14 protein-coding genes are annotated in these 13417 nt (G+C 67.5%); 8 read left to right on the plus strand and 6 right to left on the minus strand.

Annotated features, from left to right (window positions below; all coding sequences use genetic code 11):
* Window positions 1-3393, plus strand: coding sequence for an efflux RND transporter permease subunit (locus OB2597_RS13750; protein WP_009806192.1), 3393 nt, complete (start codon window positions 1-3; stop codon window positions 3391-3393).
* An 18-nt stretch (window positions 3394-3411) separates the two neighbouring features.
* Here the strand turns inward: OB2597_RS13750 and OB2597_RS13755 are convergent, their stop codons facing one another.
* A complete protein-coding gene (locus OB2597_RS13755; RefSeq protein ID WP_009806193.1) occupies window positions 3412-4212 on the minus strand; it encodes a protein-disulfide reductase DsbD domain-containing protein in 801 nt (266 codons plus the stop codon).
* Window positions 4213-4347: 135 nt separating this feature from the next.
* On the opposite strand from OB2597_RS13755, the gene OB2597_RS13760 reads away from it, so the two are divergent.
* Complete coding sequence (locus tag OB2597_RS13760; protein ID WP_009806194.1) at window positions 4348-4929, plus strand: YqgE/AlgH family protein; 582 nt, start codon at window positions 4348-4350, stop codon at window positions 4927-4929.
* Here the strand turns inward: OB2597_RS13760 and OB2597_RS13765 are convergent.
* Window positions 4920-5864, minus strand: a complete 945-nt coding sequence (locus OB2597_RS13765) for an L-threonylcarbamoyladenylate synthase (RefSeq protein WP_009806195.1) — start codon at window positions 5862-5864, stop codon at window positions 4920-4922. The genes OB2597_RS13760 and OB2597_RS13765 overlap by 10 nt on opposite strands.
* Before the next feature lie 130 nt (window positions 5865-5994).
* Here OB2597_RS13765 and OB2597_RS13770 point away from each other — a divergent pair, with 130 nt between their 5' ends.
* From OB2597_RS13770 to OB2597_RS13790, 5 genes are read left to right on the plus strand one after another with little or no spacing between them, the layout of a single operon-like run.
* Window positions 5995-7722, plus strand: coding sequence for an acyl-CoA dehydrogenase (locus OB2597_RS13770; protein ID WP_009806196.1), 1728 nt, complete (start codon window positions 5995-5997; stop codon window positions 7720-7722).
* Window positions 7719-8762, plus strand: a complete 1044-nt coding sequence (locus OB2597_RS13775; protein ID WP_009806197.1) for an MBL fold metallo-hydrolase — start codon at window positions 7719-7721, stop codon at window positions 8760-8762. Before OB2597_RS13770 ends, OB2597_RS13775 begins: the two co-directional genes overlap by 4 nt.
* Window positions 8759-9223: a DUF6173 family protein gene (locus OB2597_RS13780; RefSeq protein WP_009806198.1), complete on the plus strand. Its 465-nt coding sequence runs from the start codon at window positions 8759-8761 to the stop codon at window positions 9221-9223. Before OB2597_RS13775 ends, OB2597_RS13780 begins: the two co-directional genes overlap by 4 nt.
* Window positions 9224-9280: 57 nt before the next feature.
* Window positions 9281-9415 carry an aa3-type cytochrome c oxidase subunit IV gene (locus OB2597_RS13785; RefSeq protein WP_009806199.1) on the plus strand — a complete coding sequence of 45 codons (135 nt, stop codon included), beginning with the start codon at window positions 9281-9283 and terminating at the stop codon, window positions 9413-9415.
* A 41-nt stretch (window positions 9416-9456) separates the two neighbouring features.
* Window positions 9457-10014 (plus strand): hypothetical protein, encoded by a 558-nt coding sequence (locus OB2597_RS13790; protein ID WP_009806200.1) that lies wholly within the window; start codon window positions 9457-9459, stop codon window positions 10012-10014.
* Window positions 10015-10021: 7 nt separating this feature from the next.
* Here the strand turns inward: OB2597_RS13790 and OB2597_RS13795 are convergent, their stop codons facing one another.
* Together OB2597_RS13795 and OB2597_RS13800 are read right to left on the minus strand one after the other, a co-directional pair.
* Complete coding sequence (locus OB2597_RS13795; RefSeq protein WP_009806201.1) at window positions 10022-10348, minus strand: AzlD domain-containing protein; 327 nt, start codon at window positions 10346-10348, stop codon at window positions 10022-10024.
* Entirely contained in the window at window positions 10345-11067 is a 723-nt protein-coding gene (locus tag OB2597_RS13800; protein WP_009806202.1) for an AzlC family ABC transporter permease, read from the minus strand. Before OB2597_RS13800 ends, OB2597_RS13795 begins: the two co-directional genes overlap by 4 nt.
* 115 nt (window positions 11068-11182) lie before the next feature.
* On the opposite strand from OB2597_RS13800, the gene mobA reads away from it, so the two are divergent.
* The gene (gene mobA / locus OB2597_RS13805; RefSeq protein ID WP_009806203.1) at window positions 11183-11797 is read left to right on the plus strand and encodes a molybdenum cofactor guanylyltransferase MobA; all 615 of its coding nucleotides are present in this window, start codon (window positions 11183-11185) and stop codon (window positions 11795-11797) included.
* On the opposite strand, the gene OB2597_RS13810 is transcribed toward mobA, so the two are convergent.
* Complete coding sequence (locus OB2597_RS13810; protein WP_009806204.1) at window positions 11794-12807, minus strand: hypothetical protein; 1014 nt, start codon at window positions 12805-12807, stop codon at window positions 11794-11796. The genes mobA and OB2597_RS13810 overlap by 4 nt on opposite strands.
* A 35-nt stretch (window positions 12808-12842) precedes the next feature.
* Window positions 12843-13313, minus strand: a complete 471-nt coding sequence (gene greA / locus OB2597_RS13815) for a transcription elongation factor GreA (protein ID WP_009806205.1) — start codon at window positions 13311-13313, stop codon at window positions 12843-12845.
* Window positions 13314-13417: the final 104 nt, after the last annotated feature.

Here is a 13417-nt window from a genome sequence, read left to right on the forward strand (position 1 = left end):
ATGATCGCCGCACCCGGAGCCGCCGGAGGCCTCCTGTCGTATTTCGCCCGCCACAGGACCGCCGCGAACCTGCTTCTGGTCGTGCTCCTGTCGCTTGGCATATCCGCCGTCCCGCAGATGCGGGCCCAGTTCCTGCCCGACACCGTGGTCGACAACATCGGCGTCTCGGTCGCCTGGGACAGCGCGGGCGCCGAGGATATCGACGCGGCCATCGTCCAGCTGATGGAGCCCGCATTGCAGGCGGTCGAGGGGGTCGAAAGCTCCTGGGCCAGCTCGCGCGAGGGGCGCGCCACCATCAGCCTGGAATTCGAACCCGGCTGGGACATGTCCCGCGCCGGCGACGACGTACAGGCCGCGGTGGACGCGGTGACCAACCTGCCCGCCGAGGCCGAGGATCCCGAGATCCGGCGCGGCGGCTGGCGCGGCCGGGTGACGGATGTGGTGATCACCGGTCCCGTCGGGGTGGACCAGCTCGGGCGGTTCGCGGACGAATTCGTCACGCGCCTCTTCGCCGAGGGGGTCACCCGCACCACGATCAGGGGCGTCGCCGCCCCCCAGACCATCGTCGAGGTCCCTTCGGTCAACCTCATCGCCCATGACGTCACCATGGCCGAAATCGCCGCCGCCATCGCGGCCGAGGTCGATGCCGACCCCGCGGGCGATGTCGCGGGCGCCAATGCCCGCGTCCGTACCGGGGTCGAGAAACGCAGCGCCGACCAGATCGCGGGCATCGCCCTGCGGTCCAACCCCGACGGCTCCTCGCTGACCGTGGGCGACGTCGCCAGCATCCGGGTCGAGGGCACGGCCCGCCTGCGCAGCTACTTCGTCGGCGAGCATCCCGCCATCTCGGTCCGCATCGACCGGTCCGCCCAGGGCGATGCCATCCGGATCCAGAGGCAGGTCGAAGAGGTTGCCGCCGAAATGGTCCCGACCCTGCCCGAAGGGACATCGATCGACCTGATCCGCACCCGGGCCGAGACCATCACGAGCCGCCTGGACATCCTGCTCGACAACGGGCTTGTGGGGCTCGGGCTCGTCCTCGTGCTGCTGTTCCTCTTTCTCAATGCCCGCACCGCCTTCTGGGTCGCCGCCGGCATCCCGGTCGCGATGCTCACAGCCATCGCGCTGATGTACGCCGCGGGTCTGACGATCAACATGATCTCGCTCTTTGCGCTGATCATCACCACCGGCATCGTCGTGGACGACGCCATCGTGGTGGGCGAACATGCCGATGCCCGCGCCCGCAAGCTGGGCGAAAGCCCCTACGTCGCCGCCGAGAACGCCGCCCGCCGCATGGCCATGCCGGTCTTCTCCGCGACGCTGACCACCGTCATCGCGTTTTTTGGCCTGACTGCGATCGACGGCCGCTTCGGCGACATGATCGCCGACATTCCCTTCACGGTGATCGCCGTGCTGATCGCCTCGCTCGTCGAGTGCTTTCTCATCCTGCCCCGGCACATGGCCCATGCGCTCGGCCATACCGGCCGCAGTCACTGGTACGACTGGCCCTCGCGCCAGGTGAACCGCGGTTTCGGCTGGGTGCGGGACAGGCTGTTCCGGCCGTTTATCGCCATCACCGTCCGCGCCCGCTATCCCGTTCTGGCGCTGCTGGTCGTCGCACTGTCGAGCCAGGTGGCGCTGCTGATCGGCGGCGAGGTGCCATGGCGCTTTTTCAACGCTCCGGAACGCGCCTCGATCAGCGGCAATTTCATGATGGCCGAAGGCGCCACGCGCGAAGACACCCGCCAGCAGTTGCGGTTGTTGCAGCAATCCGTGGAATCCGTCGCCGCCGAGTACGAGGACGAGCACGGCCGCAGCCCCGTCGCCTATGCCCTGGCCGAGATCGGCGGCAACACCGGCCGCGGTCTCGCGGGCGCCGATACCAAGAGCGGGGATCTTCTGGGCGGCATCGCCATCGAACTGATCGAACCGGACGACCGCCCCTATTCCAGCTTCGCCTTTCTGGGGGACCTGCAGGACCGGGTCGAGCGCCACCCCCTCCTGGAGGAACTCAGCTTTCGCGGCTGGCGGCACGGGCCGGGCGGTGACGCGCTCGACGTGCAGTTCTACGGCGCCCTGTCCGACGATCTGAAAGCGGCGAGCGAGGCGCTCAAGGAAGAGCTGCTCGCCTTCCCCGAGGTCTCGGCGGTCGAGGACAACCTGGCCTACGACAAGGAGGAACTGATCCTCGAACTGACACCGCAGGGGCAGGCGCTCGGCTTTACCATAGACGAACTGGGCCGCGTCCTGCGCAACCGTCTGAACGGGATCGAGGCTGCGACCTTCCCCGACGGCCCCCGCAGCGCCAGCATCCGCGTCGAGCTGCCCGAGAACGAACTGACCGCAGATTTCCTCGAACGGACGCAGTTGCGTTCCGGCACCGGCAGCTACGTGCCCCTTGCCGATATCGTCCGCGTCGACCGGCGCACCGGCTTTTCGACCGTCCGGCGCGAGAACGGGCTGCGGCTGATCTCGGTCAACGGCGACATCTCGGAGGACGACCCCGCCCGGGCCGCCGAAATCCAGGAGGCCCTGCAGACCGAGATCCTGCCCCGCATCGCCAGCGAACACCAGGTCGACTGGCGGATCTCGGGTCTCAGCGAACAGGAGAGCGATTTTCTGGACGACGCCCGCAACGGCCTGATCTTCGTGCTCGTCGGGATCTACCTCGTGCTCGCCTGGGTCTTCTCCAGCTGGACCCGACCCCTCGTGGTCATGGCGATCATCCCCTTCGGACTGGTCGGAACGGTCTACGGTCATCACGTCTGGGACGTGCCGCTGTCGATGTTCACCGTCGTAGGCCTGCTCGGGATGACGGGGATCATCATCAACGACTCGATCGTTCTGGTGACCACGATCGACGAATATGCCGAGACGCGCGGCCTGATGCCCTCGATCATCGAGGGGACGGCGGACAGGTTGCGGCCGGTGATGCTCACCACCCTGACGACGGTTCTCGGCCTCGCCCCCCTGCTCTACGAACAATCGAGCCAGGCGCAGTTCCTCCGGCCGACCGTCATCACGCTGGTCTACGGGCTGGGCTTCGGGATGGTGCTCGTTCTCATGATCGTTCCGGCCCTGCTTGGCGTGCAGGATGACGTCGCCCGGCTGATCGCCGCCTGGAAGCGCGGCCTGCGCGCGCGGCGCGCCGAGGGGCTGCGCCTCGCCACCCGCGCGGCAACCGTCGTGATCCTGGCCTGGCTGGGCGCTACACTGGGCTGGACCGCCGTGACAGGGACACTGCCGGGCGTTCTGGCCGGCTTGATGCCGGGTGCTTCCCCCATGGCGGCGGCACTGGTCCTGTTTGTCGCCGGCGTTGCGGTGGTGACGCTCGGGACCTATCTGGTGGCCGCTCTCGCGTGGGCCGCCAGCCGGAGACAGGTGCGAAGCTAAACGGGTCAGGCCGGAGGTTCAGCCTGCCGGACAGCCCCTGATATCGACGGCCTTGCGGTCGCCCAGAACGGTGAGCCGCAGTCCCGAGCGGTCCAGCATGACCGCGCCGGCGCCCGCCACCAGTTCGGCGGTCGCGACAAGGGTGCCGCCCTCGCGCCGGGTCTCGGATTCCGACACCCAGATCGAGGGATCGTCGGTCTCGATCACCACGACCTCGTCGCCGCCGGCCGATGGCATCTCGATCTCGGCGCGCAAGCTGATCGACCCAGAGGCGGGCCGGATGTCGCAGGACACCGCCCGCACCCCCGCCTCGCGTGCCGAATAGGGCTGATCGGCAAGCGCCGCCGCGATGGCCGGCTCGGGGCGCCGCGTGTCGGGCAGAGAAAGCTCCGACAGATCGACGACCATGGGCACGCAGATATCCTCGCAGATCCCCAGCTGGATCTGCCCGTCCAGGCTGACCGGGCCCGGTGCGCCCAGCAGGATCCTCAGCGGCAACACGACCCGGTCGTGATAGCCGATGGACCTGTAGCCGTTGCTCCAGAACACGTCCGGCCGGGGCCAGATCACTTCGACATGCCGCACGTTGTCCGACCCGCTCCAGTTGAAGACCGGCGGAACGCCCGCGTCGCCCGGTGCGCGCCAGTAGGTTTTCCACCCGGCGCTCAGATCGAGCTCGATCGCCGCCATGTGCGATCCGTCCGCCTGCCGCCATCCCGGCAGGACCCGCACCGACAGGTTGTCGGCATAGGGGTTGGCCATCGGCAGGGCGGGCAGCAGAAGGCCGGCCATGAGTGTCAGGGTGCGAAACGTCGTCATGCAAGACAGATGCCGCGCCCCTGGCTCAATGCCAACTCACTTTCCGGCGAGAGATGTTTCCGGCCTCCGACCGTTGAAACCCGGCCACAAAGACACCACACTCGTGAACAGGCCCGCCGCTCGGCCTCTTTCCAGATGACGGACAGGATTTTGCAGAACGCTCTCGATCTTTCCGGCCACGTTCTGATGGCCATGCCGGACATGGGTGACGACCGGTTCACCCGCAGCGTCATCCTGATCTGCGCCCATTCCGAGGATGGCGCGATGGGACTCATGGTGAACCTGCGGACCGACGACGTCGCCCTCTCGGACCTGGCCGAGCAGCTGGACATGGAAACCGCGCCGCAATTCCACGACCGCCCGCTGCATTCCGGCGGCCCGGTGGAACAGGAGCGTGGCTTCGTCCTGCATTCGCCGGATTATCACAGCGCCATCTCGACCATGGCGGTGACCTCCGAAATCTCCCTTACCGGCACGCTCGACGTGATCGAGGAACTGGCGAACGGCAAGGGACCGGAGCACGCGCTGGTGATGCTCGGCTATTGCGGATGGGGGCCCGGGCAGCTGGAAAGCGAACTGGCCCGGAACGCCTGGCTGGTCGGCGACGCCCCCTTCGACCTGATCTTCGGCACGCCCGACGCCCGCAAATGGGAGGCCGCGCTGGCCAACCAGAACATCAGCGCCCTCAACCTGTCATCGACCCAGGGTCACGCCTGACGCGGCGCGGCCGCACGCCTCAGCCGGTCGTTGATCGCGCGGCCCAGCCCGTGATCGGGAACCGGCGCAACGGCGATCCGCTCGGAACCCTGCGCGTCGAGCGTATGGAAATGCCGGAAAAGGTTCGCCGCCGCTTCCGCCAGATCTCCGGTCTCGGAAAGGTTCAGGTCGCATGTCACCGGGCCGAACCCCAGATAGGTCTCGCCGGGCTCGGGCGCGGTCACGCCGATCCGGACCTGGCCGGAGGGCGCGTAATGCGACGCCAGCTGCCCCGGGGCGTCGATCCGCCCGGTCGCGCCGCGCCGGCGCGGCGTCTCTCCCATGACGGAGGCCAGATCCTCGGCCGTGACGCCCCCGTCGCGCAGGATCACCGGGGCGTCGCCGTCGAACCCGACGATCGTGCTCTCCAGCCCGACGCCGCACTCTCCGCCGTCCAGCACCGCATCGATCCGGCCCGCCAGCCCCGCCATCACATGCGCGGCAGTCACCGGGCTCACGCGTCCGGAGGGGTTCGCCGAGGGGGCCGCCAGTCCGCCGCCGAAGGCCGTCAGCAGTGATCGCGCCACCGGGTGCGCCGGCATCCGCACCGCCAGCGTCGGCAGGCCCGCCGTGACCAGGGGCGACACCGGCGCCGCCTCGCGCAGCGGCAGCACCAGGGTCAGGGGGCCGGGCCAGAAGGCCTCGATCAGGGCCGCGGCTTCGGCGGAGACCCGCACCAGCCGGCCGACGAGATCCGGATCGGCGACATGCACGATCAGCGGGTTGAAGCTGGGCCGGCCCTTGGCGGCATAGATCGCGGCCACGGCCCTGTCGTCCGCGGCATCCCCCGCCAGGCCGTAGACCGTCTCGGTCGGCATCGCGACCAGCCCGCCCGAGCGCAGGAGGGCGGCGGCGCGGTCGAGACCGTCATCGGTGGGTTTCAGCAGCTCGGTCATGCGGGACCCTGTCGTGACGCGGCGTCCGGAAAACGCGCGGGCGGCGGTGTCTGGCCATCGCGGCCAAAGCCGTGCATAGAAGACGCCGCGCCACTTGCCAAGCACGGCACCGCAAACCGAGGAGGATCCCATGCCGTATCGCTCTCCCGTTTCCGAGTACAAATTCGTTCTCGACCACGTGGTCGGTTTCGGCGATGTCGCCGCGACCGAAACCTATGCCGAGGCGACGCCCGACACCGTCGACGCGATCCTCTCCGAGGTCGGAAAGCTTGCCGACGAGGTCTTCGCCCCCCTCAACCGGAGCGGCGACATAGACCCGGCGCGCCTGGAAAACGGCGTTGTACGGACTTCGAAAGGTTTCGCCGACGGCTATGCCGCGCTGGTGGAGGGTGGCTGGCTGGGGCTTGCCGCCCCTGCGGAACACGGCGGCATGGGGCTTCCTCAGACGCTCAACTGCGCGGTGAACGATTTCCTCTCGGCCTCGTGCCTGTCGCTCGGCCTGAACCCGTTGCTGACGCAGGGTCAGATCGAGGCGCTGCAACATCACGCCCCGGACTGGATGAAGGAGCTCTACCTGCCCAGGCTGATCTCGGGCGAATGGACCGGCACCATGAACCTGACCGAGCCCCAGGCCGGATCGGATGTGGGTGCGCTGACCACCCGCGCCGTGGCGCAGGATGACGGCACCTATGCCGTGACCGGGCAGAAGATCTACATCTCTTGGGGCGATCACGACTTTGGCGGCAATGTCTGCCACCTCGTTCTCGCCCGCCTGCCCGAGGCGCCCGCCGGCACAAGGGGCATCAGCCTCTTCATGGTGCCCAAGTACATTCCCGACGCGGATGGCAACCTCGGCGATCCCAACAGCCTGCGGGTCGTGTCGCTGGAGCACAAGATGGGCCTGCACGGCTCTCCGACCTGCGTGATGCAGTTCGATGGCGCGACCGGCTGGCTCGTCGGCGAAGAGAACAAGGGCATGGCCGCGATGTTCACCATGATGAACAACGCCCGGCTCGGCGTCGGCATGCAGGGCATCGGCATCGCCGAGGGCGCGCTGCAACATGCCATCGTCTACGCCCTGGAGCGCAAGCAGGGCCGCACCCCGCTCGAGGGCGCGGAGGGCGGCACCGGAACCATCCTCGACCATGCCGACGTGCGGCGCATGATCGCCACCATGCGGGCCGACACGTTCGCCGCGCGGTCCATCGCTCTGGCCTGCGGCGTGGCCATCGACATGGCCGCCGCGACGGGCGACGCGGCCTGGAAGGCGCGGGCGGCCTTTCTCACCCCGATCGCCAAGGGCTTCGGGACGGACACCGGCATGCGGGTCTCGGAGATGGGGGTGCAGGTCCACGGCGGCATGGGTTACGTCGAAGAGACGGGCGCCGCCCAGTATTCCCGCGACGTCCGGGTGACGGCCATCTACGAAGGCACCAACGGCATCCAGGCGATGGACATGGTGGCCCGCAAGATGATGGACGGTGGCGATGCGGCCAACGCGCTGATCGACGAGATCTCGGCCACGGCCGAAAAGGCCCGCGCCGACCTTCCGGAACTGGGCGAATCGCTCTGGGAAGCGGCCGAGACGCTGCGCGAAGCGACCGAATGGATGGTCTCGCGGGGCGAGCTGAACGAACGGTTCGCCGGGGCGGTTCCCTATCTCACGGGGTTCGCCCGCGTGCTCGGCGCGCATTTCCACCTGCGCGCCGCCCTGGCCGAGGGCGGCGATGGCCCGCGCACGAGGCTGGCCCGGTTCTACGTCAACCGGCTGCTGCCTGAACACGTGGGGCACCTGGCGCATGCGACCTGCGGCGCCGGGGACCTCTATGCACTGACGACCGAGGAACTGACGGCTTGAGTCCCTCCGATCACGCGCCGCTGGCCTTCCCGTGGTCCGAGATTCCGGACCCGGGCAAGGCCGTCGAGGTCGCCGAGGGCGTGCTTTGGATCTCGTTCTCTCTGCCGATGGCGTTGAAATGGGTCAATGTCGTCGCCCTCGATGACGGGGACAGCTGGACTGTCGTCGACACCGGCACGCATCGGCCCGACACGGTCGAGGAATGGCAGGCGGTGCTCTCCGGCCCCCTCGGCGGCAAGCCGCTGCGCCGCGTCATCTGCACGCACCATCACCCCGATCACGTGGGTATGCTGGGCTGGTTGATGACAAATCACGGGGCCGAGCACTGGGCCTCGCGCACCTCCTACCTGCTGACCCGGATGCTGGTTCTGGACGAGGAAAAGTATCCCTCGGCCGCCGCCATCAAGTACTGGACGCGGGCCGGCATGCCGCGCGACAAGCTGAACCGGCGCAGGACCGAGCGGCCCTTCAACTTCTCCGACATCGTGCACCCCGTGCCCGTCGGTCACACGCGGATCCAGCAGGGCGACGTGATCCGCGCCGGCGGACGCGACTGGGATGTGCACATGGGCAACGGCCACGCGCCCGAGCACGTGACCATGTGGTCGCGCGACGACAACCTCGTCATCGCCGGGGACCAGGTGCTGCCGACGATCAGTCCGAACGTGGGTGTCCAGCCCGCCGAGCCCGAGGCCGATCCGCTGGCGGAATGGCTGGAAGCCTGCGAACGCCTCAGCGGTCTCGCGCGCGAGGATCAGCTCGTCATCGGGGGTCACAAGCTTCCCTTCACGGGTCTGCCCCGCCGCATGAACGACCTGATCGCGAACCATCACACCGCGCTCGACCGGCTGGTCGAACATATCCGCGAACCGAAGGTCGCGGTCGAGTGTTTCTCGCCGCTTTTCAAGCGCGAGATCGTCGACGAGATCTATGGCCTTGCGATGGTGGAGGCCTATGCTCATCTCCAGCACCTTCACAAGTCCGGGCGCGCCACCCGCACCCTGCGCGACGATGGTGCCTACCTCTGGGAGGCGACATGACAGAAGACGATATCTCCACCTCGGCCGAAGCTCACGAGAACAGCGCGATGCCGCGCCGCCACGACGCCCTGCCCGAGGGCGAGCGCAAGCTGCCCGACCATGTCACGACCAAGCCGGCCAAGTCCAAGAGCCCGGCGGAATGGGCCTATGAGCGGTTGATCCTCTATATTCAGAATTTCGAGGAAACGCTGGATGCGGATCACGAAGTCGCGATGGGGTTCGTCGGCGGAGAGACCGGCGTCCTGCGGATCGAGGGGATGGGCTATTTCGATCCGGATATCGTGACCTTCTACGGAAAGGACGCCTCCGGTTCCCGGACCCAGCTGATCCAGCATGTCTCGCAGCTTTCGGTAACGCTTCGCGCCATGCGAAAGGTCTCAAAGCAGGAGGCGCCGCGCCGGATCGGGTTCCGCCTGCGCCGCGATCTGGAAAAGTCCACCGGGGCCGATACCGGGGCGTGACAGGCCCCGCGGGATCGGCTAATCAACCCACGAAAATCGACTGGAGGATGCCACGTCATGGCTGAGCACAAGCACGGCGAAATGGATATCGAAGATCAGGAAAAAACCTTCGATGGCTTCGTCAAGATGTCCACCTGGGTCGCCGTAATTTCCATCGGGATCCTGATTTTCCTCGCTCTGTTCAACAGCTGACAGACTTTCGGGCGCCATCGCCGCCCTGACAGGAGACGACGATGAAACGCCTGTTTCTTGCTCTGGCGGCAATAGCCGTTCTGGCCGGCTGCACCCGGAACCCCGAAGTCCAGCCGCCGCAGGAACTGGCGAACGTCGCCTACAGGAACACCGGTCCTACCTCGCTGACGCTCTACACGGTGATCAACAAGCGCAGCGGCGCGGGCGGGCACACCGCTCTCGAGGTGGATGGGTCGGAAAGCGTGCTCTTCGACCCTGCCGGCAGCTTCAAGGCGCAGGGGGTCGTGCGCTCGGGCGATGTTCTCTACGGGTTCTCCCCTTCCGTGGAAGAGGCCTATCAGAGCCAACATGCCCGCAGCGCCTTTTATGTCACCAAACTGACCGTGCCGGTCACCCCCGAGGTGGCCGAACTGGCCCTGCAGCGGGTCAAGGCGAACGGCCCGGTTGGTGCGGCGCATTGCGCGCAGAGCACCTCGACCATCCTCAAGGGGCTGCCCGGGTTCGAATCGATCCGTCAGACCTTCTATCCGCGCAAGCTCGAGTCCCAGTTCTCGGCGATTCCCGGCGCCCGGTCCGAGACGATCGAGGAAAACGACTGAAGGCGTCTCAGCCCACCAGCCACAGCATCGCGTAGAGCGTGGCGAACCCCGACAGGATCGCGGCGAAGACCCGCCCCGTGAAGAGGCCGACACAGAGCGCGACCGACGCCGCCGCCAGGCGTGCCGGGTCCGTCTGCCCGCCCGTCGCTGAAGGCCAGACGACCAGCGGCGCGACGAGGGCCGGCAGAACCGAGACGGCCGTGTACCGCAGATGCCGCAGCGCCCACTCCGGCAATTCCCGCCGACCGACCAGCCCCAGGAACATGAACCGCAGGGCAAAGCTGCCGACGCCGAGCGCGATGATGACCAGCCAGAGTTCATGAGGGTCGATCATCCCTGTGCCTCCTTCGCGAGTTTCCGATTGACCCAGAGCTCGGCCTGGGCCCCCGCAATCATGCCGAGCAGCGCCGATGCAAGCAGGCCGAGGTTGAGGGGCAGACCCGCCAGCACGAGCGACATGGTCACCGCCACACCGGCCGCCGCTAGATGCGGCACCGTCCGCAGCATCGGCGCGATCATCGCGATGAACGTGATCGGCAGCGCAAAGTCCAACGCGAATTCGGGCGGGATGGTGTTGCCGATCAGCGCGCCAACGACCGTCAGGACGTACCACATCGGGCAGATCGGCGTGACGCAACCGAAGAAATAGGCGACCTTCTGCGCCAGGCTCCAGTCCCGTTCCTTCTCGAACGTGGCCGTGGCAAGCGCGAAACTCTGGTCCACGGTGAAATAGGCCACCAACGCCCGCTGCCAGAGCGGGGCCGCGCCCAGATGCGTCGTCAGCGACGCCGAATACATCGCCATGCGCAGGTTGATGGCCAGGGCTGACAGGATCACGATGAGGGTCGGCGCATTATCCTGCAGCAGTTGCAGCGCGGCGAACTGCGCGGCCCCGGCGATGACGACGACGGAAAACGCCAACGCCTCGAGCACGTTGAGGCCGGCTTCGGTCGCGACGACCCCGAACAGGAGCGAAAACGGCCCGATGACCAGCAGGAACGGCAGGCCGTCGCGGACCCCGCGCCAGTAGGCCGAGGAAGGTGTGGAGGACATCGGAAAATTCTCGTATGCAAGGACGCGACAGCACTAGGACGAGCGGCAACGCGATGCAACCATGCCACCCCGGCAAACACGCCTTTGCCCGCCGCGCGCGGCGGGGCCGGGCTTCGTGATCGCGCCGCCCGGGGTCATCCTGGCCGGAGGGCTGTCGCGTCGCATGGAACGCGGAGAGAAATCCTTGGCCCTCCTCGGCGGGCGCCCGCTGGTGGCGCATGTCATCCACAGGCTGGCGCCGCAATGCGAAGACCTTGCGATCAATGCCAACGGACCGCCGGCCCGGTTCGCGCGCTTCGGCCTTCCCGTGCTGCCGGACCCCGTGCCGGACCGGCCGGGACCCCTGGCCGGGATCCTGGCGGCGATGCACTGGGCGGCGGAGCGCGGCGACGACAGGGTGCTCACCGTATCGGCGGACGCGCCCTTTCTGCCGGGCGACCTGGTCCCGAAATTGCTGCTGGCCCTAGAAGAAACCGGCCCCCGCCCCGCCCTTGCGCAAAGCGGCGGTCGCGTGCATCCGGTCTGTGCGCTGTGGCCTGTGGCACTGCGCGACAGGCTGGCCGATACCCTGGCCGCAGGAACCCGGAAGGTCCGCGACTGGACCGACACCGTCGCGGCCACCGCGGCGGATTTTCCCGCGACCGATCCCGACCCGTTCTTCAACGTCAATACGCCGGACGATCTTGCCCGGGCCGAACGGTATCTGACCGCCGGACAGCCGCCTGTCTAATTGAAAATCCCGGCGACACGACCCAGCAGCATGAAGGCGCGCGAGGTGCGCGTTTCTGACAGGGCGGTGATCTCCTGATCGGTGGCCGTTTCTTCGAAGGCGACGAACATCTGGTCGAACCGGCGGAGGAAGTGATGCGCCGCGTCGCGGAACACCGGATCCTGACGCATGCGGCCGGCGGTCAGCGCCAGCGACGATCTGTCCCGGATACCGCCGAGCGCCGCAACCACACGCCCGCGTTCCCCCTGCGCGAAACGCCGCCAGATTTCCGGCCGCGCCATGTCGGGTCGCAGGTCGTCCATGAATATGCCGTCCTGGCTGAGCAGTGTCAGCACGTCCTGCGCCGCCTGGATGAGGTTCGCGGTCGGCCGGTCCTTGAGCACCTGGCGCAGGGCTGCGAACCCGACCTCGTCCTCGGCCGTTTCGGGAAAGTTCAGCGCGCGGATGAAGGTCGTGCGGGGCAACGGCGCCGTCGCCACCTCCTCGACCGTGTCGAGTGGCAGGTCGGCCTGCTCCTCTTCCTCGACCGCCGGGGGATCGTCCGGCCCGGTCTGCGCCGCCGCGATGGTGCGGGTGGTATGGAAGGTGGCCAGCGCGGTCTCGGTCTTGCGCTGCGCCGCCGCGATCTCGTCCAGCTTGCGGGTGATGCTGTCGCCGCCGCCCTCTCCGCCCTGTGCATCGGCAAGGTGACTGTCGCGGATCGCCTCTATCGCGGCCTGGATGCGCCGGCTCTCCTGCCGGATCACGCGGGTCGACCGGGTGGCGGAGGCCGCGACCCAGAACATGCCCACGGGCAGGAAGACGCCCAGCAGGACCATGACGAAGGTCAGCGGATCATAGCCGGTCGCCTCCGCCGGAGCGTTTCTCATGACGAAGAAGAAGGCGCCGGCGCCCGCCAGCCAGAGGACCGACAGCACCAGCGCGATGACCTCGGCCGGACTCAGCCGGTCCTCGGCCTGCCTGTCGTAGACGCCGACCGGTGTCGGCTGCGTGTCGGTCTTGTCGATCATCGACGGGTCCGCTGAGAGATTCGGCTTGGCCCCATTCAACTATATTCGATCTTAAGAATCTCATAGGACCGGTCGCCGCCCGGCGTGCGCACCTCGACCGAATCGCCCTCTTCCTTGCCGATGAGAGCCCGCGCGATCGGGGATTTGACGTTCAAGAGGCCCTTTTCGATGTCGGCCTCGTATTCGCCGACGATCTGCCACGTCTTTTCCTCGTCCGTATCCTCGTCGACGACCGTGACCTTGGCGCCGAATTTCACCGCCCCCGAGAGGGTCTTGGGATCGATCACATCGGCGAGCGAGATCACGCCCTCGAGTTCCTTGATACGGCCCTCGATGAAAGACTGCTTTTCCCGGGCCGAGTGATACTCGGCGTTCTCCGACAGATCGCCCAGCTCACGCGCCTCGGCGATGGCCTTGATGATGGCCGGCCGCTCGACGCTCTTGAGGTGCTTCAGCTCGGCCTCGAGTGCGGTGAAACCGGCGCGGGTCATCGGGATCTTTTCCATCGGGTCCTCCACGGCAATAGCGAAGGGGCCTTGCACCAAGGCCCCTTCGCAAAACGTTCAGTTCACGGTACCTCACCCAATCGGGCGGGCAAATGCAAGAGAAA

The sequence above is a fragment of the Pseudooceanicola batsensis HTCC2597 genome (genome assembly GCF_000152725.1).
GTDB lineage: Bacteria > Pseudomonadota > Alphaproteobacteria > Rhodobacterales > Rhodobacteraceae > Pseudooceanicola > Pseudooceanicola batsensis.